This window comes from Flavobacterium sp., from assembly GCF_044341185.1.
GTDB lineage: Bacteria > Bacteroidota > Bacteroidia > Flavobacteriales > Flavobacteriaceae > Flavobacterium.
Map to the genome: position 1 here is coordinate 19253 of NZ_JBIISE010000008.1, position 23453 is coordinate 42705.

General features: G+C 31.9%; 25 protein-coding genes and 1 tRNA gene. 15 read left to right on the forward strand and 11 right to left on the reverse strand.

Annotated features, from left to right (window positions below):
• Position 1 precedes the first annotated feature (1 nt).
• The 5 genes from xerA to ACIQZ1_RS03080 all read right to left on the reverse strand — a co-directional run bounded on the left by xerA (position 2) and on the right by ACIQZ1_RS03080 (position 3821).
• A complete protein-coding gene (xerA, locus tag ACIQZ1_RS03060; protein WP_396158953.1) occupies positions 2-1045 on the reverse strand; it encodes a site-specific tyrosine recombinase/integron integrase in 1044 nt (347 codons plus the stop codon).
• 220 nt (positions 1046-1265) lie between these two features.
• Positions 1266-1346, reverse strand: a tRNA-Tyr gene (locus ACIQZ1_RS03065).
• 148 nt (positions 1347-1494) lie between these two features.
• Positions 1495-1953, reverse strand: coding sequence for a peroxiredoxin family protein (locus ACIQZ1_RS03070; RefSeq protein ID WP_396159031.1), 459 nt, complete (start codon positions 1951-1953; stop codon positions 1495-1497).
• Positions 1908-2648, reverse strand: a complete 741-nt coding sequence (locus ACIQZ1_RS03075) for a DUF4369 domain-containing protein (protein WP_396158955.1) — start codon at positions 2646-2648, stop codon at positions 1908-1910. Before ACIQZ1_RS03075 ends, ACIQZ1_RS03070 begins: the two co-directional genes overlap by 46 nt.
• Before the next feature lie 156 nt (positions 2649-2804).
• Positions 2805-3821, reverse strand: a complete 1017-nt coding sequence (locus ACIQZ1_RS03080) for an SIMPL domain-containing protein (protein WP_396158957.1) — start codon at positions 3819-3821, stop codon at positions 2805-2807.
• A gap of 159 nt (positions 3822-3980) precedes the next feature.
• Between ACIQZ1_RS03080 and ACIQZ1_RS03085 the strand changes: the two genes are divergently transcribed.
• The 8 genes from ACIQZ1_RS03085 to ACIQZ1_RS03120 all read left to right on the forward strand — a co-directional run bounded on the left by ACIQZ1_RS03085 (position 3981) and on the right by ACIQZ1_RS03120 (position 9421).
• Entirely contained in the window at positions 3981-4874 is an 894-nt protein-coding gene (locus ACIQZ1_RS03085) for a hypothetical protein (RefSeq protein WP_396158959.1), read from the forward strand.
• Between the two features lies 1 nt (position 4875).
• Positions 4876-5457, forward strand: a complete 582-nt coding sequence (locus tag ACIQZ1_RS03090) for a hypothetical protein (RefSeq protein ID WP_396158961.1) — start codon at positions 4876-4878, stop codon at positions 5455-5457.
• 38 nt (positions 5458-5495) lie between these two features.
• Positions 5496-5999, forward strand: coding sequence for a hypothetical protein (locus tag ACIQZ1_RS03095; protein WP_396158963.1), 504 nt, complete (start codon positions 5496-5498; stop codon positions 5997-5999).
• Positions 5986-6132 carry a hypothetical protein gene (locus tag ACIQZ1_RS03100; protein ID WP_291242906.1) on the forward strand — a complete coding sequence of 49 codons (147 nt, stop codon included), beginning with the start codon at positions 5986-5988 and terminating at the stop codon, positions 6130-6132. The genes ACIQZ1_RS03095 and ACIQZ1_RS03100 overlap by 14 nt, the downstream gene beginning before the upstream one ends.
• A complete protein-coding gene (locus ACIQZ1_RS03105; RefSeq protein ID WP_396158965.1) occupies positions 6132-6356 on the forward strand; it encodes a hypothetical protein in 225 nt (74 codons plus the stop codon). Before ACIQZ1_RS03100 ends, ACIQZ1_RS03105 begins: the two co-directional genes overlap by 1 nt.
• On the forward strand, positions 6343-6726 hold the full coding sequence (locus ACIQZ1_RS03110; RefSeq protein WP_396158967.1) for a YchJ family protein: 384 nt from the start codon (positions 6343-6345) through the stop codon (positions 6724-6726). Before ACIQZ1_RS03105 ends, ACIQZ1_RS03110 begins: the two co-directional genes overlap by 14 nt.
• 62 nt (positions 6727-6788) lie before the next feature.
• Positions 6789-7895, forward strand: coding sequence for a VWA domain-containing protein (locus ACIQZ1_RS03115; RefSeq protein ID WP_396158969.1), 1107 nt, complete (start codon positions 6789-6791; stop codon positions 7893-7895).
• Between the two features lie 65 nt (positions 7896-7960).
• Positions 7961-9421, forward strand: a complete 1461-nt coding sequence (locus ACIQZ1_RS03120; protein WP_396158971.1) for an AAA family ATPase — start codon at positions 7961-7963, stop codon at positions 9419-9421.
• 75 nt (positions 9422-9496) lie between these two features.
• Here the strand turns inward: ACIQZ1_RS03120 and ACIQZ1_RS03125 are convergent, their stop codons facing one another.
• The 3 genes from ACIQZ1_RS03125 to ACIQZ1_RS03135 all read right to left on the reverse strand — a co-directional run bounded on the left by ACIQZ1_RS03125 (position 9497) and on the right by ACIQZ1_RS03135 (position 14440).
• Complete coding sequence (locus ACIQZ1_RS03125) at positions 9497-10858, reverse strand: M28 family metallopeptidase (protein ID WP_396158973.1); 1362 nt, start codon at positions 10856-10858, stop codon at positions 9497-9499.
• Between the two features lie 110 nt (positions 10859-10968).
• A complete protein-coding gene (locus ACIQZ1_RS03130; RefSeq protein WP_396158975.1) occupies positions 10969-13137 on the reverse strand; it encodes a DPP IV N-terminal domain-containing protein in 2169 nt (722 codons plus the stop codon).
• Between the two features lie 100 nt (positions 13138-13237).
• Positions 13238-14440 (reverse strand): aminotransferase class I/II-fold pyridoxal phosphate-dependent enzyme, encoded by a 1203-nt coding sequence (locus tag ACIQZ1_RS03135; RefSeq protein ID WP_396158977.1) that lies wholly within the window; start codon positions 14438-14440, stop codon positions 13238-13240.
• Positions 14441-14599: 159 nt separating this feature from the next.
• Between ACIQZ1_RS03135 and ACIQZ1_RS03140 the strand changes: the two genes are divergently transcribed.
• The 4 genes from ACIQZ1_RS03140 to ACIQZ1_RS03155 all read left to right on the forward strand — a co-directional run bounded on the left by ACIQZ1_RS03140 (position 14600) and on the right by ACIQZ1_RS03155 (position 18378).
• Positions 14600-15055 carry an Lrp/AsnC family transcriptional regulator gene (locus tag ACIQZ1_RS03140; protein ID WP_291241352.1) on the forward strand — a complete coding sequence of 152 codons (456 nt, stop codon included), beginning with the start codon at positions 14600-14602 and terminating at the stop codon, positions 15053-15055.
• Positions 15056-15154: 99 nt separating this feature from the next.
• Positions 15155-16558 carry a dihydrolipoyl dehydrogenase gene (gene lpdA, locus ACIQZ1_RS03145; protein WP_396158980.1) on the forward strand — a complete coding sequence of 468 codons (1404 nt, stop codon included), beginning with the start codon at positions 15155-15157 and terminating at the stop codon, positions 16556-16558.
• 126 nt (positions 16559-16684) lie between these two features.
• Positions 16685-17950, forward strand: coding sequence for a Y-family DNA polymerase (locus ACIQZ1_RS03150; RefSeq protein ID WP_396158982.1), 1266 nt, complete (start codon positions 16685-16687; stop codon positions 17948-17950).
• Positions 17944-18378, forward strand: coding sequence for a LexA family protein (locus ACIQZ1_RS03155; protein ID WP_396148410.1), 435 nt, complete (start codon positions 17944-17946; stop codon positions 18376-18378). The genes ACIQZ1_RS03150 and ACIQZ1_RS03155 overlap by 7 nt, the downstream gene beginning before the upstream one ends.
• 42 nt (positions 18379-18420) lie before the next feature.
• On the opposite strand, the gene ACIQZ1_RS03160 is transcribed toward ACIQZ1_RS03155, so the two are convergent.
• Positions 18421-19881: a TonB-dependent receptor gene (locus tag ACIQZ1_RS03160; RefSeq protein ID WP_396158984.1), complete on the reverse strand. Its 1461-nt coding sequence runs from the start codon at positions 19879-19881 to the stop codon at positions 18421-18423.
• A gap of 175 nt (positions 19882-20056) precedes the next feature.
• Here ACIQZ1_RS03160 and ACIQZ1_RS03165 point away from each other — a divergent pair, with 175 nt between their 5' ends.
• Genes ACIQZ1_RS03165 through ACIQZ1_RS03175 form a run of 3 tightly spaced genes read left to right on the forward strand, consistent with a single transcriptional unit; the run spans position 20057 to position 21803 of the window.
• On the forward strand, positions 20057-20824 hold the full coding sequence (locus ACIQZ1_RS03165; protein WP_396158986.1) for an MBL fold metallo-hydrolase: 768 nt from the start codon (positions 20057-20059) through the stop codon (positions 20822-20824).
• A gap of 8 nt (positions 20825-20832) precedes the next feature.
• The gene (locus ACIQZ1_RS03170) at positions 20833-21321 is read left to right on the forward strand and encodes a hypothetical protein (protein WP_396158988.1); all 489 of its coding nucleotides are present in this window, start codon (positions 20833-20835) and stop codon (positions 21319-21321) included.
• A 2-nt stretch (positions 21322-21323) separates the two neighbouring features.
• Complete coding sequence (locus ACIQZ1_RS03175) at positions 21324-21803, forward strand: hypothetical protein (RefSeq protein ID WP_396158990.1); 480 nt, start codon at positions 21324-21326, stop codon at positions 21801-21803.
• Between the two features lie 170 nt (positions 21804-21973).
• On the opposite strand, the gene ACIQZ1_RS03180 is transcribed toward ACIQZ1_RS03175, so the two are convergent.
• A complete protein-coding gene (locus tag ACIQZ1_RS03180) occupies positions 21974-22348 on the reverse strand; it encodes a hypothetical protein (RefSeq protein WP_396158992.1) in 375 nt (124 codons plus the stop codon).
• A 75-nt stretch (positions 22349-22423) separates the two neighbouring features.
• Positions 22424-23452, reverse strand: coding sequence for a proline iminopeptidase-family hydrolase (locus tag ACIQZ1_RS03185; protein ID WP_396158995.1), 1029 nt, complete (start codon positions 23450-23452; stop codon positions 22424-22426).
• Position 23453 lies beyond the last annotated feature (1 nt).

Below are 23453 nucleotides of genomic sequence, written 5' to 3' on the forward strand. Positions count from 1 at the left end.
TTTATAAATCATCAAAAGGACTTTTAATTTGCTGAATGTTTTTAGTACTCACATGAGTATAAATTTCAGTCGTTTTACTGCTATTATGTCCTAATAATTCTTGTATATATCTTAAATCTGTTCCACTTTCTAACAAGTGTGTTGCATAGCTATGACGCAGCCAATGCAATGTAACAGGTTTGTTTATTTTAGCTAATGTAATACTTTTTTTTAATACTTCCTCTAAACTTCTAGCAGAATATTGTGTATTTTTTTCTTGTCCTTCAAAAAGATAAACTTTTGGACTGTATTCTTTATAGTATGCTCTCAATAATGCTAATATTTTTGGAGATAATGGTGTAATCCTATCTTTTTTACCTTTTGATTGTCTTATTATCACAACGTTTCTTTTTGAATCAATATCATTTGGTTTTAAATTCAATAATTCACTTCTTCTTAAGCCACAGCTATAAATCATTGACAGCATTGCTTTATGTTTTAGGTTCTTAGGTGCTTCTAAAATAGCTTTTATTTCTTCTTTACTCAAAACATTAGGCAATACTTTTTCTCTTTTCGGGCGATGTATTTTATCAATTTCAATTGCGGTTTCTTTTACAATTTTGAAGAAAAGCTTAATAGCGTTTACAATTTGATTTTGGTAAGAAGAAGAAAATTTGTTTTTTAAAATGTAATCATTGTTATAAGCAATAACATCTTCATTGCTAATTTCTTTAATAGCTTTTGTGTTGCAAAAGGTTAAAAATGATTTTAATGCTTCGCTATATGTTTTTATAGTATTTGGGCTATATCTTTTTGATAATAGATAGCGTTTAAAAGTTTCCATACTTGCTATTCCTTCTGAGTTAGGTAGTAAAGTAGGTGCTAAGGGAAGTTTAAAATGCAATCGGTTTTGCTCCGTGTCAGGTAAATGCCAGTAGCGTTTAGAGGCACTCCATAGCGCATTTTCAAACGTTTTTATTCGGCTTATTAATGTGGCATCTTTTTCAAAAAAAATAGCAATTCTTGGCGTTCCTTTGTGGCTTATTATTTTGGCGTTCCATTTCATATTTTAGTTGCTTTCTTAAACAAATATAAAAATAATTCTTAAAAATTCTTGATATAAAGTTTATCAGTTTTTTTGTACTTTAAAAACAGAGTTACTTCGTAGATGGTGTATAGATAATCCGTAGTTAGTGTATAGATAGTGTATCGAAAGTGTATAAAGTAGTTTTTAAAGATAATACCAATAACTACAAAAAAAAAGCACCTCGTTAGAAGTGCTTTTGTGGGGAGAGCAGGATTCGAACCTGCGAAGTTTTCACAGCAGATTTACAGTCTGCCCTCGTTGGCCGCTTGAGTATCTCCCCAGGCCATTTCGATTGCAAATATATAATTGTTTTTTATTGTTGCAAACTTATTTTTGGGTAATATGTAAATTATTTTATAACCTTCTGAAAACTAAAAACATAAAAAAATCCCATTTAATTCTTTCAAATAAAATGGGAAAATTATTTATTATTTTATACCTAAAGTTTCTTTTATTTTAGTTTTTAATTCTTCGCCTCTTAGGTTTTTAGCTATAATATTTCCTTTTGCATCTAAAATAAATGTGGCTGGAATGCCATCAACTTCATATGCCATTGCAATAGGATCTTCCCAACCTTTTAAATTAGATACCTGAGTCCACGTTAATTTATCTTTTGCAATAGCAGCTTTCCATTTTGAAGCGTCTTCATCTAAAGAAACTCCAATAATATTTAATCCTTTATTGTGTAATTCATTATAAATAGCAACTACATTTGGATTTTCTGCTCTACAAGGTCCACACCACGAAGCCCAAAAATCAATAACAGTAACTTTTCCTAACGATTCTTTTAAGGTAACGGTTTTGCCATCTGGCGTTTTTGCTGAAAATTCAGGTGCTCTAGTTACTTTTTTTTTTCTGGAGCAGCAGCTTTTAATTGTGCGTCTAATGCTTTTTTTACGTTCTTACCGCTTTTAGTTTCGTGTAATTTTTTGTCTAATTTATCAAAAGCATCTTTGGCATCTTTTCCTTGCATCATTCCTCTGCTAACGTAATTTTCTAAAAACAACATTGAAAGTATTGAACTCGGATTGTTTTTCATAAAATCTTTAGATTTGGCATCCAACTTAGCAGAAATAGACTGTGCTAATTTGCCGTATTCTTGATTTAATTTCGTTTGAACCGCTACATCATTAGTTTCCATAGCTTTTTTCATAGCGTCATTGTTGTTTTTCTGAAAATCCATAATCGGTTTGTTAATAATAACCGATTCATCTGTATATTTTTGGAACAAATCATTGTCAGTAGTTCCTGAAATTCTAGATTTCTGAATGTCTTTGATATCAAAAGCAATTTCTATCGTACCACTTTCTATAATAAAAGGAAGAGCTTTTTTTGATTGATATTGTGGATCAATAACACCATCAATACTAATAATTCCAATTTCTGGAAGCTCGCTTTTTCCTTCAAATTCAAATTTACCCTCTTTAATTTCTACAGTATCCATTGCAATAGGACCCATTTCGCCAGAGCCTTCTAAAAATACTTTAGTGCCGTCTTTTACTCCTTTTGCTATTCCTTCAACTTTAAATTTATTGCAAGAAATTAATATTAATGCCGAAAATAATAGTACTACTTGTTTCATTGTTTTTGCTCTAATTGGTTAGGCTGAAAATTCAGTTTTAATTTTTATTAAACGCAAATATAGTATTTTTTTAGTATATATAAAATCATAGAATAAACATAAAATCCTCAACTTTAATATAAATAAAATTGAGGATTGATATATGGATAAAAAATATTATAAAACGAGTGGCTTAATATCACCCGTTGCAGTAATTATATAATATCTATTATTTCTTATAATTGTATTTTTTGGAAGTTGGTCTTCACGTAATTTAATTCTAATAGTTAAATCATAAAATATCTGAATGGTAGGCTCTGTAATATCCGCATTTACTACAAAGGTGTGCGATTTTGCTAAAGAAGCATCGTAAAATTGTGTCGTATTTTTTCTAATGTTGTTAACTTGACTATCAGGGGAAAAGTTGGTTGCGGCTTGGCTATAAGCTGTATATGCTTTATAACTTTCCATAGGATATAACGTAGTGTACCCTTCTACTAATGTTTTTTCTTTTTTAAACAAATCGGTATTCATTATGGCAGAATAATTGGTCAACATTTGTTTGTATTCCTCTGATGCTTTTAGCTGTAATACATCTCTAATATGATCTAAATTACTGGTAACATAATCTACTTTTGCTAAATCGTAAATTTCTTGTTTGGCACAAACATTCATAATCTTGTTTAAATCGTTGGTGTTCTTAAACTTAATGATTAGGTTTTTTTTCAATTCAAATCCACTAGGTTTTTCGTTATACGTTTTTGGATTAAAAAGTTTTTTTGTTACTTCATAATCATACATTGGTACAAAGGAAATCATATCTGTAATGACTTCAATTTCGGCATTGAATGTTTTTAATTGCTGCATCACAGACTCCAATCTTTCATCCATTAAATCGGTAACTTCTTCAGCGGTTTTGCCAACTTGTAACACACTAAAAACAGCTTTCTGACTACTTGCTTTTTCATTGTAAATACCTTTTATGGTAATTACCATTTCGTTGTCATTACTATACGATGTCTGAATAGTAGGCACATCCCGATTGTGATACGCATTTGGATTTTGATAATTGAAGTTGCCACTCATTTCTTTTTTTGATAGTTCATCCTGATTTACATTTCCAGAATGTTGAGCAAATAAAGTTGCACTTACTACTAATAAAATTGTTACGAATGCGTTGTTTAAATTTTTCATGTTATTTTTATTTAAAGTTTAACAAGGCAAACGTATAACAACACCAAAATTTTTTCATTGCAAAACCACTGTTTTAGTAATGTAAAGTATTTTCAGTACATTTACAGCAGTTTTACAGTAGTAAAAAAATAATAGAATACTACTTTTGAAAAGCAATTTATGACCGATTTAGAATTTTTTTATCAACTTAAAAAAAGCGTTTTGGAGCAATACCAAAATAGCTATCCCTATTTTAATGGAAGTTGGAAAAGTTTTAGTGCTCAAGATATTTTAAATTTAATTGACGATATTCAATTTATAACAAAACAATCGATTAGCGAAAAGTGGATATATACTCATTTGAAACCTGAAACAAACCAAAAACTACCACGAAAGGATATGTTAGATATTTTAAGTGTGTATGTTGGAAAATCGGGTTGGGATGAATTTGTGTTTAATGGTAATATCAAAGAAAATAATAATAATTTTAAATTAGGATTTAGCAATAAAATTGGAATTTTGGTATTGGTTTTTGGTGTTTTAATTGCTGGTTTCTTTATCTGGAAATTCTTATCAAAAGAGGAACAAAAATTAGAATTTCAAAATAGTTTCACAAAAGATTCTATTGCAAAAGAAGAAGTAAAAGCTTATTTTGTTGAGGATACAGTTGAAAAACAAATTGACATAAATTCTTCAACTTTTAATATAGATAAAGCTACTAAAGTAGTCCTAAAAAGTCCATTTTACAAGCCAAAAGTAATTACTATTTTGCCGAATGAACCAATAGCTAAAGTAGAACTAAACCCAAATGATTACGCTATGATGCTAAAAGCTTTTATGAAAAGCGACATTAAAGATTGGCAAACAAGAAAAGAACAACTAAACAAAATATTATCTGATAATTTAGAAGTAATGGTGATGTTACAAAATAATTTAGGAGCTGAATATTTTAATAAACAAGAATTTTCTCAAAAAGTAATTTTACCTACTGCGTCATTGAAAAAATTAAAAATTGTAGAGTTGAAACAAGAAAATGACAATAAAATATCTTTTTTAAGATTAACAACAGAATAAAATGAAACAAATTATTTATTATAGTTTATTAATTTTTCCAATATTTTTATTTGGACAAAGTTCCGATAGAAATCAATCTCAGAAAGAGGCGGTTTCATTAACTCAAGAGGTTTCCAAAAAAACAATCAATTCCAATTCAATTGCTGTTAATTTTAATACTAAAGTTATTTTAGCTTACGCGAGTCAAAGCGAGCAGCTAATAACAGATTTTTATACTTATTTAGCGATGTATAGTCAATCGGACGCTATCGATTTACATAAGGAATTAGACACAACTATTACGCAACTATTTTTATCAGATAACGTTTTAGTTGAAGATTTTATTACAGGTTCAAATCAGAAAATAACACTTGTGCAAGCCTTGCGATTTTGTAAAGAGTATAAGTTAGTAGTTAGTGTTAATGACATTCAAAACATTGCTGTAAACGAAAATAGTTTCAATGTTAAATATCAATTGTTAGTTACAAGCAAATCAGTAACTAAAACGTATAATTTTACTCAAAAAGTATACTTTTTTCCAGTTCAAAAGTCGTTTGGTTCTAACAAAAAAACAGTCTGGGAACTAAAATTAGGAGAATTTTAATGTACAATCGTACTAATTTTCACAAACATACGTTTTGCATGTTTAAACAAGTAGAAGATACTGCTGTGGCAGATTTGAAATTGGGTTATAAAAGTGCTTCTGGTAGTGCTTATTATTTTACAGAAATAGGTGTTTATCGAAAATCCAATCATTGGGGAAGAGCCGCCAATTGCCGTTGGCGATTGATAACTAATTCGGACTATAAAAATCAAATAGAAATTGTTGGATTTGCTAGATGGACTGATTTTTATCCAAATAATGAAACTGAAAAATTGTTTTTTATTGAAATAAATGTAGAAAAAAACGACGTCCATTTTAATCATAAAGACCATCCGGATTATGCCCATCAATTACTAAGAAACGCATCGGATACAGCGAAAAGGATTAAAGAAATCAAAATTGTATTAAATGATTCTTCTTGGGCGAAATACTTAATTTTTGATGATTTCGAAGAAATAAAGAGGAAAATGCTATGCGAATTGAGCAATACCAATGAAAGTTTCGTAAATTTGAAGAAAATTTTGCAACATGGGAAGAAATAACGCCATAAATAAAGACAAGCACAAAAAGCAATTGGACAATCATTTAAAGAAAATACAAAAAACAAAACAAACGTCTGCAGCTAAAAAAGCATCTATATTAGAACAATACAAGCAATCGCTTAAAAACCAATAATGCATTCTCAACAACTAGTTAATTTAAAGCCAAAAGTTCAAACAATTATTGATTTTTTAGCGAATAAAGATTGGGATACCGCCCAACTTTTATTGCTTGAAGTGAGTGAGGAAGTGGAGAATTTAATAGATGAAGTGGTGTCAGATGACCATTTAATTGAATTAAGTAAATATCAGGTTTTACTGAAACATTTAGTACTTAAAATCCAAAATGGAAGACCCTAAACTTTGCCCTTGTGGCAGCCAAATTAACATCCAAGAATGTTGTTTGCCTTATATTCAGGACCACTTAATTGTTCCCAATGCTGAAAAGTTAATGCGATCCAGATTTACAGCATTTTGTATTCATAATGCCGAATATTTATACAATACCACACATATTTCTCAAAAAAAATATACGAATAAATCAGATATTTTAGCTTGGGCACAACAAAATACTTGGCAAAAATTAGAAATTCTAAACAGTACTGAAAATACAGTAGAATTTAAAGCCTACTTTTTAGATGAAAACAAAACACCTCAAATTCATCACGAAAAATCAACGTTTATATTTTTCCAAAACAATTGGTTTTATGTGGACGGTAAGTTTTATTAGTTTTAACTAAAAATTAGCATTCGTTTTCTTGTCATTTAAAAGTATCCTTGTAATTTTAAGACATGAAAAAAGGGTTTTATTTTAAATCGTATGAAAAGCCATTTAAGACACCGTTTGAAATACTTTTTGGTGTTTTTAAAGAGTTAATTGTTCATACATCTGGCGATTTTGACGAAGCTATAGATTGGCTTCGTGAACTTGATGCCGAATATAAATTGACCACTCCAGACTATTCTATTGAAGATTTTATTGAAGATTTAAAGAAAAAAGGATTCATCCGTGAAGAAATAACAGACGATGGAACAGGAGAGGTTACTATTACTTCAAAAACGGAACGTCTTATTCGTCAAGCCGCTTTGGATCAAATATTTGGGAATTTAAATAAATCGGGTAGTGGCAATCACAAATCGAAACAACTTGGCGGTGGCGATGAACTTACGGGCGAACTTAGAAGTTATAATTTTGGGGATGCTTTAGATAGAATTTCATTAACGGAAAGTCTAAAAAACGCACAAATTAATAATGGAATAGGCGACTTTCAACTTACTGAAAATGATTTGGTAATTGAAGATACGCACTATAAATCGCAAATGAGTACCGTTTTAATGATAGACATTTCGCACAGTATGATTTTGTATGGCGAAGACCGAATTACTCCTGCCAAAAAAGTAGCAATGGCACTAGCGGAACTTATCACTACTCGTTATCCGAAAGACACCATTGATATTTTAGTTTTTGGTAACGATGCTTGGCCTATTTCTATAAAAGAATTACCTTTTTTAAAAGTAGGACCCTATCACACCAACACCGTTGCAGGTTTGCAATTAGCAATGGATATGCTGCGAAGAAAACGCAATACCAACAAACAAATATTTATGATTACTGATGGAAAACCTAGCTGTGTTCGAGAAAAAGATGGCTCGTATTACATGAATAGTAATGGTTTAGATGAGTATATTGTTGAAAAATGCTACACGCAAGCCGCTCAAGCCAGAAAATTACATATTCCAATTACTACTTTTATGATTGCCAACGATCCCTATTTGCAAAAATTTGTAGATAAATTCACTGAAGCCAATCAAGGAAAAGCGTTCTACACTGGTTTAAGTGGTTTAGGAGAAATGATTTTTCAAGATTATGAAGCTAACAGAAAAAAGAAACTGAAATAAGTAATATCAAATTAAAGAACTTACATAAAAACAGCACCTGCTAATTAGCGGTAAAAAATACTACTATGATACACATAAAAACATTAGGGGAATTGATACAATCAGGATATCAATCTAAAAATATAAAAGAGGAGTTGCGTACCAATTTAAGAAATAAGCTATTAGCCAAACAACCAACATTTACTGGAGTTCATGGTTTTGAAAATTCTGTAATTCCAGAATTGGAGCGTGCTATTTTATCACGTCATAATATTAATTTATTGGGATTACGCGGACAAGCAAAAACTCGTTTGGCTCGAAAAATGGTCGAACTTTTAGACGAATACATTCCGTTTGTTACTGGTTCTGAAATTAATGACGATCCGTTACACCCAATTTCTCGTTTTGCAATAGATGTAATTGCTGAAAAAGGAAACGATACCCCTATTTCTTGGTTACACAGAAGCGAACGCTTTTTCGAAAAATTAGCGACTCCTGATGTAACTGTGGCGGATTTAATTGGTGATGTAGATCCAATAAAAGCGGCCAATTTAAAATTATCCTATGCAGACGAACGTGTAATTCATTTTGGAATGATTCCTCGTGCGAATAGATGTATTTTTGTTATTAACGAATTACCTGATTTACAAGCGCGTATTCAAGTAGCGTTATTCAATATTTTACAAGAAGGCGACATTCAAATCCGTGGATTTAAATTAAGAATGCCTTTAGATTTGCAATTTATTTTTACTGCAAATCCAGAAGATTATACCAATCGTGGAAGTATAGTAACCCCATTAAAAGACAGAATTGGATCTCAAATTTTAACGCATTATCCAGAAACTATTGAAATTGCTAAAATTATAACTACACAAGAAGCAAAGTTAGATGAAAATCAAACGTCTTTAGTACACGTTCCAAATTTAGCAAAAGATTTATTGGAGCAAGTAGGTTTTGAAGCAAGAGAATCCGAATATATTGATGCGAAAAGTGGGGTTTCAGCGCGTATGAGCATTACCGCTTATGAAAATTTGATTAGTACCGCCGAACGCAGAGCCTTAATGAATGGAGAAGAAAAAACAACGGTTCGTTTGTCTGATTTCTTAGGAATTATCCCAGCCATTACTGGAAAAGTAGAATTGGTTTACGAAGGCGAACAAGAAGGTGCTGGAGTAGTAGCGCAATATTTAATTGCCAATGCGATCCATACTTTTTTCCCAGGTTATTTTCCTAAAATTGAAAAACTGGAGAAACAAGATGTAACTACACCTTATACCGAAATTACGGAATGGTTTTTCAATGAATCTGGTTTTGAATTGACGGATGATTGCTCCGATGAAGTCTATAAAAACATCCTAGATGAGGTACAGCCTTTAGAAAAATTAATTCAAAAATACCAACCAGAAATTCCAATTTCAGATAAGTATTTCCTTAAAGAATTTATACTTTGGGCTTTAGTTGAATATAAAAAACTTTCAAAGGAAAGAACCGAAGATGGCTTTCAGTTTAAAGATCCCTATTCAAAGTTTATTAGTAAGTTGTCTTAAATTTCATAATATAAATACAAAAATCCGTCTCGATAACTTTGAGACGGATTTTTATTTTTTGGACAAATTGACAAATTACTTTCTTTTAAAAGAAGTTCTAATAATATCTTTAGGAAACACCACCATGCTTTCAAATCCGTTTTTATAAACAGTTGCCACACCAAAATAATGGTTGTCAATTACAAAGTTCTGTAACGTATACGTGTCAACATTTCCAACAAATCTGGAGTAGTTCCATTGAAAATCGGTAGTTAATCTCCAATATATTTTATATCCTAAGATTTGATCGTTATTTTCAATTTTATCCCATTTCAATTTTACACTGGCTTCAACTGCTCCGCCAATAAGCACGTTTTTAGGTTCAGGAGGAGCACTAGCCAAAGTTGCTAATGCTACTGAATTTACAGCAGTTAGTTTTTTTACATATTCAAAATTAACGCCTTCTATAACATCACCATATTTAATCCCATTTTCGGTTCTTAAGTTTTGATGTTGTCTATTGTAGTTTTCGTGCGCTTCCATAATTCGCACTCCTGCAAATCCTAAATCATTGAAAGGTCTGTGATGGCCACCACGACCAAATCTATCTAAACGATAAATCAACATAGGATTCATTTCTGGAAGAAAAGCAAGTGTTTGTTTGTGAATGTATCGGGCTAATTGACGCGATATGCCATCTACTTCACCGCCATAAAATCTTCGGTTGTTCACTTCTTTTTCAGTATCTGTAGTAGAAGTAGGTTCAGAGAAAATTCGAAACGTTCTATTGTCAATCACACCATCTATTCCTTCAATATTACCAATCATATCGTTATTTAGCACACCAATAATTTCCCAATTGTTTTTCTTGGCATATTCTGCAAATCCTTTTCCTCCAAACAAGCCTTGTTCTTCTCCTGAAAGGCCTAAATAAACAATGCTATTTTCAAATTTATATTGTGATAAAACTCTAGCCGCCTCTATCGTTCCTGCCATTCCAGATGCATTGTCATTTGCTCCAGGTGCATCTGTAGTAAAATCCATAGTATCAGAATTTCTACTATCAATGTCGCCTGTCATAATAATATACCTATTTGGATATTTGGTTCCTTTTTGTACCGCCGCAACATTTACTATCCATGTATCTTTTGGTACACGTTCTCCATCGTTTGTAGTAACAAAATCTTTTTGATAAAAAACGTCTAAGCAGTTTTTACAGTCTTTAGAAATTAAATCGAATTCAGATTTTATCCAACGCCTAGCTGCACCAATTCCTCGGGTATTTGAAACCGTGTCACTAAAAGTGTTTCTTGTTCCAAAATTGGCCAATTTAACCACGTCTTTTTGAATTCTTTTTTCTGAAATTTTATCTATTATTTCATAAATTGTGGTTTCCGAGTTTTGCGAAAATCCAGAAAATGCATAAAGGATACTTAACAGATAAATAGATCTTATCATAATTTATGTTATATATATTGTATTCAAATTTACAAAAAAAATCCGTCTCGATTACTTCGGGACGGATTTTTAATTTTATTAACTAATCGACATATTGTTGAATTGACGTATTACTTTTTCAAATGCACATCAAAGTAATCCGCTATTTTGGCATACATATGAATTCTATCTCTACCACTCACATTATGTTCATGATTTGGGTATAAAAAATAATCCACTTGTTTTCCTGCTTTAATTGACGATTCAATGAAATTCATACTATGTTGTTGTACAACAACTGGATCTTGTGCACCATGAATTAACAAAAGACGTCCTTTTAAATTCTTAACTTTATCTAACAATGATGTTTTTGCATAGCCTTCTGGATTGTCTTGTGGGGTATCCATATAACGCTCTCCATACATAATTTCATAGTATTTCCAATCAATTACAGGTCCGCCAGCTACACCTACTTTAAAAGTATCTGGTTGCGAAGTAAGAAGGGAAGTCGTCATAAAACCACCAAAACTCCATCCGAAAACTCCAATTTTATTAGTATCTACAAATGATTTTGATTTTAAGAAATCCACACCTTTCATTTGGTCTGCCATTTCGTTTACGCCTAAATTTCGGTGTGTTACTTCACAGAATTTTTTTCCCCGTGCATCACTTCCTCTATTATCTAACGTAAACACTACATACCCTTGTTGTGCCATATACATATCAAAATAACCAGCGCCTCCTAACCATTTGTTAGTTACCAATTGTGCGTGCGAACCACCATAAACATATACCATTACCGGGTATTTTTTAGTCGCATCAAAATTGACTGGATAAATTATTCTTCCGTTCAATGGTGTTATACCATCTGCAGCCGTTAGTGTAACCATTTCAATTCTAGGCATATCGATTTTTCCTGTAAACGGATTATCGGCTTTAACCAAAGTAGTAGTTGCTATTTTTGTTTTGATATTTAAAATCGAAATTTCATTTGGTGTGGTTGCATTACTGTATTGGTCTAATACCATCGTACCATCAGAAGAAACAGAAGCATTATGTGTTCCAGAAATTGTGGTTAACTGAATTGTTTTTCCGGATTTAATGTCAACCTGATAAAGTTGTCTGTCTAATCCATTATTTGCCGTTCCGATGTAATTAATTTTTGTGTTGGTACCATCAAAACCTAATAAATTGGTTACCACAACGTCTTTAAAACCTAGGTTTTTAAGTAATTTCCCATCGGTAGTGTACAAATACATTTGATTGTATCCATTAAAATCTGATTGATAAATGAATTGATTCGGATTGTTTGGAACGAATGTCAAAGCGTGTTGTGGTTCAACCCATGTAGTAGCTTTTTCCTCAAATAACGTTTTTACAAAAGCACCTGTTATGGCATCATATTTATTGAATTTTAAATGATTTTGGTCACGATTTAAGATTCCAACAAAAATATATTTTCCTGAAGGTTCCCAAGACACCATCGTTAAATATTGGTCTTTTGGTTCACCAGTTTGAATTGTTATTTTTTTTCCTGAAGCTACATCGTATAGTATTAAAGTAACCTGCTCACTGGTCATACCAGCCATTGGGTATTTTAGGTCTTTGTTAACCGCTTCACGTTCGTTCCAGTTGATAATCGGATAATTACCCACCATAGTTTCATCTTTTCTATAATAGGCCAATTGCGTCCCTGTAGCATTCCACCACATTCCTCTATCAATACCAAATTCTTGACGATGTACATAATCTGAACCGTTTACGATAGCTGGATTTTCATCGTTTGTAACTTCAATGGTTGTATTGTTTGATGTAATTCTAATGTTATTGTCTTTTAACCAAGCCACAGCATTATTAGCCGAGAAACAAGCTTGACTTCCTTCAATAGAATACCCAATTTTTGATGTGATTTTTTTTGTAGTTACATCATAAACTATTTTATATTGATTTGTTTTTGAAGCAATTTCTGTTTCAAAAGTAGCGTTGGTTTGCCATTTAATAGAAAAAGGAAAAGTGCGTAAAGCAAATTCTTCTTCAGTAAATGCTACTTTTAAAGCCGCTTCAAATTCTGATTTTGTAGCTAAAACAGTTTCTTTCCAGCCATTTGTAGCGCTTTTTTCCAATAAATTTGTAAAATCTGTACTTAAATAGGTAATGGATTTTGAATCTTTTCTCCATTGTTGTCCTACCAATGAAGTGGGAGCATATTTTCTTGCTCCTGTTACGGTTTCTTCAATAGCTAGTTTTTGTGCAAAAGACACACATCCAACTAAAAGAAAACTTAAAATATAGTTTTTCATTATTCTGAATTTAGTTTTTAATTAGTTGGCTAAGATAAGCATTTGTTACAAAAAAATACGTCTCGAAGTATTCGGGACGTATTTTAAATAAAAATATTTTTTACAAAATTTGTAATTCTTTCATGCAAGCTTGCATACTTTGATACGTTCTATCAATATCGTTATCTAAACCTATAGAAAAACGAATTAATCCATCTGTTAAACCCATTTCTGCTTGTTCATCTAATGGTATTTCAGAAGAAGTGGATGTGCCTGGTGCGCTAAAAAGGGTTTTGTAAAATCCTAAACTCACAGCCAAATAACCTAAATTTCTTTCTTGCATTAATTCCATTAAGGCATTGGCTTTTTCTAAACTTCCTACATCAATGGTCATCATACCTCCAAATCCATATTCTGGGTTAATCATATTTTTATATATAGTATGACTTGGATGACTTGCCAATCCTGGATAAACGGTTTTTATGCCGTCTGCTTCAAATTTATGTGCCAAATACATCGCATTATGACTGTGTTGCTTCATTCGGATGTGAAGCGTTCTTAAGTTTTTCATTACTGATGCCGAACGCAAACTATCCATTGTAGGGCCTAACAACATACTCGCACCAGAATTTACGTTTTTTAAATCGTTAATAAATTCTTGACTAGCACACGTTACACCACCTACTGTATCTGAACTTCCGTTGATGTATTTTGTTAAAGAATGAATTACAATATCAGCACCTAATTTTGCTGGCGATACCGATAAAGGCGAAAACGTATTGTCAACTACCAATTTTAGGTTGTGCTTTTTCGCAATCTTAGCTAAAGAAGCAATGTCTGCTACTTCTAACAAGGGATTACTCACTGTTTCGCAATATAAAACTTTAGTGGATGGCGTTATGGCAGCTTCTACAAGGTCTAATTTAGTAATGTCAACAAAAGTAGTTTTTACACCAAATCTCGGTGCGAAATTTTTCAAAAAGGCGTACGTTCCGCCGTATATAGTTCTACTTGAAACCACGTGGTCGCCTTGTCCGCAGAGTTGTAAAATTGTTGGTGTAATGGCGCCCATACCAGAAGCAGATACATTGGCAGTTTCAGTGCCTTCCATTGCTGCTAACGCTTTATCTAAATACAAATTACTAGGTGAAGAATGTCTGGAATATAAATAACACCCTTCTGCGTTACCTTCAAAAGTATCAAACATCGTTTTAGCAGAAAGAAATGTATAGGTAGATGAATCTGAAATAGAAGGATTTACTCCTCCAAATTCGCCAAAATACTGTAAATCTTGTATGTTATCGGCTGGATTAAATGTGCTCATAGTTGTTTGTTTTTATCTATCAAAATTGAAAATAATAAATTAATATTTCAATAATACCTGTAATATTTAGTTTATTTATCTAATAATATATTAATTAATGGTTTATTTATCTATATTATTACTTTTTTACGTATATTTACCAAATAAATTACGATACCTATGGATGCAATCGATAAAAAGCTATTAGAATTGATGCAAATCGATTCAAAAAAAACAACAAAAGAACTATCAAGTAAATTAAATTTATCCGTAACTGCTGTTTATGAACGGATAAAAAAATTAGAACGAGAAGGGATTATACGTAAGTATGTTACTATTTTAGATAAAACAAAAATTAATAAAGGTTTTGTAGTGTTTTGTCATGTTAAATTAATTAAACATTCAAGAGACTTAATTTCCGAATTTGAAAAAGAAGTAGTAACGTTAACCGAAGTTTTAGAATGTTTTCACGTAAGTGGCGATTACGATTACATTTTAAAAATTTGCGTAAAAGATATGGAAGAATATCGAGAATTTATGGTTACTAAGTTAACCACTTTACAACATATTGGTAGTACGCACAGTACTTTTATGATAGGAGAAGTAAAAAATTCTACTTCATTTGTGTTGAATTAAAAATAGTAAAGTTTTTTCGCTAAATAGCGATACATATTTATATAAAAACTTTACTTTTGTACTTTAAAAACATACTATAACATTTTATAAAATATATTTATGAGTCAATTTGATGTAACCATTATTGGTTCTGGACCTGGAGGATATGTAGCAGCTATTCGTTGCGCCCAATTAGGATTTAAAACAGCAATTATTGAAAAATACGCTACACTTGGTGGAACGTGTTTGAATGTAGGATGTATTCCATCAAAAGCATTATTAGCATCATCACATCATTACGAAGAATTACAACATTTTGCAGACCACGGAATTGAAGTTTCTGGTGAAGTAAAAGTTAATTTAGAAAAAATGATTGCCAGAAAACAAGCGGTTGTAGACCAAACTTCTGGTGGTGTAAAATACTTAATGGATAAAAATAAAGTTACTGTTTTTGAAGGATTGGGTTCTTTTGAAACTGCGACTTCTGTTAAGGTAACTAAAGCAGATGGTACTTCAGAAATCATTGAATCTAAAAATATCATTATTGCTACTGGTTCTAAACCTTCCTCATTGCCTTTTATCAAATTAGATAAAGACAGAATTATTACTTCAACGGAAGCTTTAAAATTAAAAGAAGTTCCAAAACATTTAGTTATTATTGGTGGAGGTGTTATCGGTATCGAATTAGGACAAGTATATCTTCGTTTAGGTGCTCAAGTTTCTGTAGTAGAATTTATGGATAGAATTATTCCAGGAATGGATGCTTCTTTATCTAAAGAATTAACAAAAGTCTTGAAAAAACAAGGTATGAAATTTTATACCTCACATAAAGTACAATCTGTAGATAGAGCAGGGGATGTAGTTACTGTAAAAGCTGAAAATGCAAAAGGAGAAATCGTTACATTAGAAGGTGATTATTCTTTAGTTTCTGTAGGTCGTCGTCCTTATACGGATGGTTTACATGCAGAAAAAGCAGGAGTAAAAGTTACAGATAGAGGACAAATTGAAGTAAACAATCATTTACAAACTTCAGCAGCAAATATTTACGCAATTGGCGATGTAGTTCGTGGTGCAATGTTAGCACACAAAGCGGAAGAAGAAGGCGTAATGGTAGCAGAAATTTTAGCCGGACAAAAACCACATATCGATTATAATTTAATTCCTGGCGTAGTATATACTTGGCCAGAAGTTGCAGCTGTAGGAAAAACAGAAGAGCAATTAAAAGCAGAAGGCATTGAGTTTAAAGCAGGAAGTTTCCCATTCAAAGCACTAGGAAGAGCAAGAGCTGGTGGCGACACTGACGGATTTGTAAAAATCTTAGCCGATGCCAAAACAGATGAGGTGTTAGGGGTTCATATGATTGGTGCTCGTTGTGCGGATTTAATTGCAGAAGCCGTTACCGCAATGGAATTTAGAGCATCTGCAGAAGATATTTCAAGAATGTCTCATGCACACCCAACTTTCGCAGAAGCCATCAAAGAAGCCGCTTTAGCAGCAACTGCAAACAGAGCATTACACGTGTAATTGAATAAATTTTAGATAATAAAAACCCCAAATTTATTAAGGAATTTGGGGTTTTTTGTTTTAAAATATTTCGATTGTTAATAAATTTTCAATCTATTTTCCAAGTCAAAATTGTACCTTTACAGTATGTTTGCATTGGTCGATTGTAATAATTTTTATGTGTCTTGTGAGCGTGTTTTTCAACCTCAATTCAAGAAAAAACCGGTTGTCGTTTTATCTAATAACGATGGTTGTGTGATTTCCAGAAGTGATGAAGCAAAAGCGCTTGGCATTCCTATGGGTGTACCCGAATTTAAAATTAGAAACGAGATCAAACAACATCAAATTGCTGTTTTTTCATCCAATTATGCGCTGTATGGCGATTTAAGTAAACGTGTAATGGATGTGCTTGCAGATTTTACACCAGATATTGAAAATTATAGTATCGACGAAGCTTTTCTTAATTTTAAAAATACCAATACAACTAATTTTGAAACTTGTGGTTTGCAAATGAAACAACGGGTGCAAAAATGGATTGGCATTCCAGTTTGTGTAGGTTTTGCCGAAACGAAAGCTCTGAGTAAAGTGGCCAACAGAATTGCTAAAAAGTTTCAAGATAGAACGGGCGGTGTTTATGTTATTGATTCCGAAGAAAAACGAATCAAAGCTTTAAAATGGACAAAAGTTGAAGATATTTGGGGTATAGGTTTCCGGTTGTCTAAAAAAATGAAGGCCTTTGGAATGGTTACGGCTTATGACTTTACAGCACCTCATAATGAAGATTTTATCAAAAGAACTATGGGTGTGGTAGGAAAACGTCTTCGTGCGGAACTTTTAGGGCAATCCGTATTAGAATTGGATCAACAACCAGAAGCTAAAAAAAACATAGCGGTTACGCGAACTTTTGAAAAATCAATTACCAATTTAAATGAATTGAAAGAACGCGTTTCTACTTTTGCAACAGTAGCTTCCGAAAAATTACGTATGCAAAAATCGTGTTGTTATGGAATGGTGCTGTATCTCAGAAAAGACAAGTATAAAGTAGGTAATGAACGTTATAATTTTACCCTTTACGAAACGATGCCTTTTGCAACACAATCAAGTTTAACAATAAGTACAACGGCTATTAAAATGTTAGAAAAATTGTTTCAGCCTGGCGAAACTTATACAAAAGCGGGAATTATTATTTCTGATATTATTCCGCAACACCAAAAACAGTTTAATTTATTTGTAGAAGAAAATCCGAAACACGAAAAATTAATGAAAGTAATGGATGACATCCGATTGAAAACCGGCGAACGAAAAATCCGACTCGGGAATCAAGATTTGCAACGCACTTGGAAAATGAAACAAAATTTTTTATCCAAAAAATACACTACAGATATAACAGAATTATTAGATATAAAATGTTAGCACAAAATAAATTATCGTTTTTTATTCCAAATACGGAAAGCAATTTAGAAATGCCTTATATTTCCAGCGGAATTAAAGCAGGGTTTCCTTCTCCAGCAGCAGATTTTGATGGCACACGTGTAAGTATTGATCAAATAGTGGTTAAAAATGCGTTGGCTACTTTTTATGCTAAAGCGAATGGAAATTCTATGACGGGTGCCGGAATTGATGATGGTGATATTTTAGTAATCGATAAAAGTATCGAACCTCAAGACGGAAAAATTGCCGTTTGTTTTATCGATGGAGAATTTACCGTGAAACGAATTAAAGTACAAGAAAATAGTTTACTCTTACTCCCAGAAAACAAACTCTTTGAACCAATTGAAATCACTCAAGAAAATGATTTTATCATTTGGGGAATTGTCACTTTTGTAGTGAAAAAATTATAAAAAAAATCCCAAATTCTTATGAGTTTGGGATTTTTTTTTACTTTATATCTTAGCTAATTCTTTTTCTTTTTGATAGCCAAATAAATGGTCTTTTTTAATGATTTCCGCAGTGCCATCTGGTAACATATCTTCCCAGCCAGATTCGCCTTTAGCAATCATTTTTAATATTTTTCTTGAGAAAATATCTAAAGTTTTGGCATCGTAAGTTTCTATATCCGTAACTTTTCCGTTGTATTTAAAGAACTTATACAATTCTTTCATTCTAGGATGCACTTTTAAGTTTTCTGAAGTAATAATTTCACCCGTTTCTGGATCTTTCATCGGATATAAATATACTTTTAAATCTCTGTAAAATAATTTTCCAAAGGCTTCTAAAATTCCACCCGACATATGACGGTAGTATTTCTCATCAAAAATTTCTACCAAATTACTCACACCCATCGCTAACGCAGTACGTGATTTTGTAAAAGATGAAAAATATTCTAATACTTTATAATATTCTTGAAAGTTAGAAATCATTACGGTTTGACCTAAAGCACATAAAAGTTCTGCTCTGTCTAAGAAATCTCTTTCGTCAATTTCCCCTTCTGCTTTTAGGTTAGAAAGCGTGATTTCGAAAACTACAAACGTATTTTCCTTACTTACTTTATTTTCTTGTATAAACATCTCATAAGACTGTTTATACATATCCATATTTACTTTGGTTACAGGTCGGAAACTACCACGTAACGCTAAAATATTCTTTTTATATAAAACTGCTGCTGGCAAAATATTCTTTCCTTCCGGATTAAACATTACGGCATCTGTAAAGCCATATTTTACCAATTGCAAACTCATTAATCTGTTGTCTACATCTGCAAAACTTGGACCTGAGAAATTTATAGTATCAATTTCAAGTTGGTCTTTTTCTAAATGGTCGTATAAATAACGCAATAATTTTTTAGCATCATTGTGTTTGTAAAACGCGCCATAAATTAAGTTTACACCTAAGATACCTAACGTTTCTTGTTGCAAACGCGCATCATTTTCTTTAAAACGAATGTGAATTAAAATTTCATTATATGCTTGGTCAGGTTCTACTTGAAATTTAATTCCAACCCAACCGTGTCCTTTAAATTGTTTTGCAAAATCAATAGTGGCTACGGTATTCGCATAACTAAAAAACATTTTATTTGGGTGCTTGTCTCTTTTTAAACGATCTTCAATAAGTTTCGTTTCGTGTGTAAGCATTTTTCTTAATCGGCTTTCCGTCACATATCTTCCATCTTCCTCAATTCCGTAAATGGCATCACTAAAATCTTTATCGTAGGCAGACATCGCTTTGGCAATCGTACCAGAAGAAGCTCCAGCTCTGAAAAAATGTCTCACCGTTTCTTGTCCGGCACCAATTTCAGCAAAGGTTCCGTAAATATTTTCGTTTAAATTAATACGGAGTGCTTTATCCTTTGTAGAAGGAATTTGTTCAATTGCTTTGTCTCCTCTTAATGTGATTTCAGTCGTCATTTATTCAAATGTGTTTTTTTGGCAAATTAAATTACTATGCAAAGTTAATAAATTATAGGTTTTAACAAGAGTATTTTGTTATTTTTGTAAAAAAGAAATTACTACCATTACAATATAGTAGCACTTTTCTACTAAAAGTAGCGGGTAACTTTTTTAGCGTGTCAATCACATAAATATGAAATTATACTTCTTAGGAACGGGTACATCTCAAGGCATTCCAGTAATTGGAAGTACGCATTTTGTGTGTTTAAGTGATGATGCAAAAGACAAACGTTTGCGCGTTTCTGTTTGGATACACGACGAAGATTTTTCTATAGTAATTGATTGCGGTCCCGATTTTCGACAACAAATGCTTACCAGTACTTGTTCGCATATTGATGCCTTGCTTTTTACGCACGAACACGCAGACCATACAGCTGGTTTGGATGATATTCGTCCGTTTTATTTTAAACAAGGCGACATTCCGGTTTACGGACATACGCGCGTGTTGCAAAATTTAGCTAGGCGATTTGATTATATTTTTGAAAAAGAAAATAAATATCCAGGTGCGCCTTCTGTGTCGCCCATTGAAGTAGTAAATAATCAGAATATTACGATTAAAAATCAGACTGTAATTCCAATCAATGCGAGGCACGGAAATTTACAAGTTTTTGGATACAGAATAAAAGATGTTGTATATTTAACGGACGTAAAAACCATCGAAGATTCTGAATTAGAAAAACTTAAAAACGTTGAGGTGTTGGTTATCAATGCCTTACGATTTGAGCCACATGCTACGCATTTTAACATTGAAGAAGCGATACATTTTATAAATTTGGTGCAACCTAAAAAAGCGTATTTAACACACATTAGTCATATTTTAGGATTGCACGAAGAGGTACAAAAACAATTGCCAGAAAACGTATTTTTGGCTTATGATAATTTAGAAATAGAAATAAAATAAATATAAAAATGAAAAGAAGTTTATTGCTTTACGGAATCGTATTTTCAGTATTAATTAATATTTTTCAATTTGTAAATTCTTCAAATATCTTGAAAAGAAGCGAAGAAGTATCTACAATTAGTAAAAAGGAATTAAAAAAAGCACAAGATACCATTGCGAAATTACGCGACAATGATACGTTTTCCTTGGCTACGAATGAAAATGCGCAAGAGTATTATTTTGAGTACGATATAAAAGCGTTACAAACGAAAGTAAAAGAAGATTTAACTGCTTTTAATGCCGATAAAAAAGGAAATAAATACGTTTCATACGATCAAATTGGCGACAATCCGTTTTTGATAAACAACATAAAAATTTTAAATCATAGATGGATTATTGCTAATTTTTCTGATGGTAAAGTTTGGGGCGAAGTGCTGATTAAATACTTTCATAATGCAGATAAACCTACCGAATTTGAAACCGTAGAAACCTTAATTTATCAAGAAACGCTAAATTAAAAATGAAAAAACTTGTATATATTTTAGTACTGACATCGCTATTTTCTTGTGATTATATTCTAAAGAATCCACCAAAAGATACCACAGAAATGGATTCTATCGTAAAAAATCAGGTAAATGATGATAAAAACGAAAATGGTTGCGATTTAAAAGCCGGCTATAAATGGTCAAATATGTACAAAAAATGTGTACGTGTTTTTGAAGAAGGCTACCGCTTAACTTCTATTGAAAGAGATTCATTAGCCAGAAGAAAAAACGCCTTTTTCTTTGTGGAAGAAGACAGCTTAATTGCGGAAGTTTTCTTGCCAGATTCTAAAGAATCTATCGTTTTTAAAAGAGAAAGTGAAGACCAAAACTTCAAATATAAAGACTTCGAATTCCGAACCAATAAAGGTTTTTATTTGTACTACAAACAAACACTTATGTTTCAACCTGCCATTCCTGTAGACACCAAAGTTTTAGGAAAAGACGAAGAGCATTAGGGTTTTGGGTATAAGGTTTAGGGTTTAGGGTAAAAGGTGCCTTCTACAGAATAATTATTTTATTCGTTTTGTCATACTGAACTTGTTTCAGTATCTGAATTTATTTCAAGTTAGATTGCTTTTATACAAAATATTTAATCTTGCCAAACAGCTCTTATCAGTAGCCTTTTTTAATTAAGTTTATATTTAGAAAATGTATATTTCAAACTATCTTTTATATAAATGTTATAGTTGTTTGTTGTATAAAGATAATCTTCAAAAATTATTAATGTAGATATGCTAAATTCTTTCTCAAAATCAATCTCATAAGATTTGTTATCTTCTAATCTAATAAGTTTTGTTTTTTTTACCCAAGGTAAAAATGTTTTGTGATTTTCTACTTTGAATCTCACAGGTTTATTCAAATCATAAAATTCATTTTTGAAAATATGAGTTTTGACTTCCTTCGGTAGGTCAGTATATTTAATATCTGTTGCAGTAAGTTTTACATCTTTACAACTCATTAAAAGGATACTTGAAATCGCTAAATAAAATATTATATGCATTTTGTTGAGGTTATTGCTCAAGTTCCGACGCTTGGTGTGGTTGCGAACTTTAGAACTTATTATTTTCTGTTACAGTTAAAATTTCTTCTCATCCACATCCTTTAAAAACTGTATCACACCTGTAAAATAGGTTTTTTGGTCGTCGTATTGTGATAAGTGGCTTCCGTTTTTACAAAATAAAAAGCGTCCGTTTTGTACTTGTGTCGCCATCCATTTCATATGTTCAGGATCCATAGTGTCGTATTTTGCGCCTATGGTTAAGGTTGGAACGGTCAATTCTTTTAATCGTTTGGAAACATCCCAGTTTTTAATATAAGCGTCACCGGTTATGCCAAATTCACTATACCCTTGCATAGAAATATATACTTCAGAATTAATGTGCTTAAAACTTCTTGTAATAGATTCAGGCCATTCACTTTGCGGTTTTCTTAAAATGTGTTGTGTGTAATAATGTTCAAAAAGCAATTCGGTATATCTTGGATTGGTAAAATCGTTGTTTTTTTCTAATTCCATAATTTCTTGGTACACTTCCTTTTTCATCTGCGGACCCAACACTTCTTGTGCATATTTATTATACAACGGAATACTCGAAACCATATTAGAAATAATCAATCCTTTTAAATTTTTCTGATATTTTAACGCATAATCCATCGCTAAAATCCCACCCCACGATTGTCCTAAAACGTAAAAATTATCTCTGTTTAAACCAAGTGCTATCCGTACTTGTTCTACTTCTTCTACAAAGCGTTCATTCGTCCAAAGCGATTTGTCTTTTGGTTGGTCGGAATAATACGAACCCAATTGGTCATAATAAATAAATTCAATGCCTTCTTTTGGAAAATAGCTTTCAAATGATTCGTATAATTCGTGCGTTAAGCCAGGTCCGCCGTGTAAAAGCAATACCTTTATTTTCGGGTTGTTACCAAATCGTTTTGTCCAAACCTTAAAAGTGCCTTTTGGTGTTTTTATTGGAATCATTTTAATACCGCCGGTGTATTGATCTTCTTTTGAGTCATAAGTATGGTAGCGCTGTAACGAAAAATCTTCGCTCTTTTTACAAGAAAAAAAAGCGAAGACTAACGATATAAAAATATATTTTTTCATA

Bases quoted from the DNA above. Each gene is read 5' to 3' on its own strand.
- xerA (WP_396158953.1), bottom strand. From the start codon at position 1,045: ATGAAATGGAACGCCAAAATAATAAGCCACAAAGGAACGCCAAGAATT.
- ACIQZ1_RS03075 (WP_396158955.1), bottom strand. From the start codon at position 2,648: ATGAAACAAGTAGTACTATTATTTTCGGCATTAATATTAATTTCTTGC.
- ACIQZ1_RS03080 (WP_396158957.1), bottom strand. From the start codon at position 3,821: ATGAAAAATTTAAACAACGCATTCGTAACAATTTTATTAGTAGTAAGT.
- ACIQZ1_RS03085 (WP_396158959.1), top strand. From the start codon at position 3,981: ATGACCGATTTAGAATTTTTTTATCAACTTAAAAAAAGCGTTTTGGAG.
- ACIQZ1_RS03090 (WP_396158961.1), top strand. From the start codon at position 4,876: ATGAAACAAATTATTTATTATAGTTTATTAATTTTTCCAATATTTTTA.
- ACIQZ1_RS03095 (WP_396158963.1), top strand. From the start codon at position 5,496: ATGTTTAAACAAGTAGAAGATACTGCTGTGGCAGATTTGAAATTGGGT.
- ACIQZ1_RS03100 (WP_291242906.1), top strand. From the start codon at position 5,986: ATGGGAAGAAATAACGCCATAAATAAAGACAAGCACAAAAAGCAATTG.
- ACIQZ1_RS03105 (WP_396158965.1), top strand. From the start codon at position 6,132: ATGCATTCTCAACAACTAGTTAATTTAAAGCCAAAAGTTCAAACAATT.
- ACIQZ1_RS03110 (WP_396158967.1), top strand. From the start codon at position 6,343: ATGGAAGACCCTAAACTTTGCCCTTGTGGCAGCCAAATTAACATCCAA.
- ACIQZ1_RS03115 (WP_396158969.1), top strand. From the start codon at position 6,789: ATGAAAAAAGGGTTTTATTTTAAATCGTATGAAAAGCCATTTAAGACA.
- ACIQZ1_RS03120 (WP_396158971.1), top strand. From the start codon at position 7,961: ATGATACACATAAAAACATTAGGGGAATTGATACAATCAGGATATCAA.
- ACIQZ1_RS03125 (WP_396158973.1), bottom strand. From the start codon at position 10,858: ATGATAAGATCTATTTATCTGTTAAGTATCCTTTATGCATTTTCTGGA.
- ACIQZ1_RS03130 (WP_396158975.1), bottom strand. From the start codon at position 13,137: ATGAAAAACTATATTTTAAGTTTTCTTTTAGTTGGATGTGTGTCTTTT.
- ACIQZ1_RS03135 (WP_396158977.1), bottom strand. From the start codon at position 14,440: ATGAGCACATTTAATCCAGCCGATAACATACAAGATTTACAGTATTTT.
- ACIQZ1_RS03140 (WP_291241352.1), top strand. From the start codon at position 14,600: ATGGATGCAATCGATAAAAAGCTATTAGAATTGATGCAAATCGATTCA.
- lpdA (WP_396158980.1), top strand. From the start codon at position 15,155: ATGAGTCAATTTGATGTAACCATTATTGGTTCTGGACCTGGAGGATAT.
- ACIQZ1_RS03150 (WP_396158982.1), top strand. From the start codon at position 16,685: ATGTTTGCATTGGTCGATTGTAATAATTTTTATGTGTCTTGTGAGCGT.
- ACIQZ1_RS03155 (WP_396148410.1), top strand. From the start codon at position 17,944: ATGTTAGCACAAAATAAATTATCGTTTTTTATTCCAAATACGGAAAGC.
- ACIQZ1_RS03160 (WP_396158984.1), bottom strand. From the start codon at position 19,881: ATGACGACTGAAATCACATTAAGAGGAGACAAAGCAATTGAACAAATT.
- ACIQZ1_RS03165 (WP_396158986.1), top strand. From the start codon at position 20,057: ATGAAATTATACTTCTTAGGAACGGGTACATCTCAAGGCATTCCAGTA.
- ACIQZ1_RS03170 (WP_396158988.1), top strand. From the start codon at position 20,833: ATGAAAAGAAGTTTATTGCTTTACGGAATCGTATTTTCAGTATTAATT.
- ACIQZ1_RS03175 (WP_396158990.1), top strand. From the start codon at position 21,324: ATGAAAAAACTTGTATATATTTTAGTACTGACATCGCTATTTTCTTGT.
- ACIQZ1_RS03180 (WP_396158992.1), bottom strand. From the start codon at position 22,348: ATGCATATAATATTTTATTTAGCGATTTCAAGTATCCTTTTAATGAGT.
- ACIQZ1_RS03185 (WP_396158995.1), bottom strand. From the start codon at position 23,452: ATGAAAAAATATATTTTTATATCGTTAGTCTTCGCTTTTTTTTCTTGT.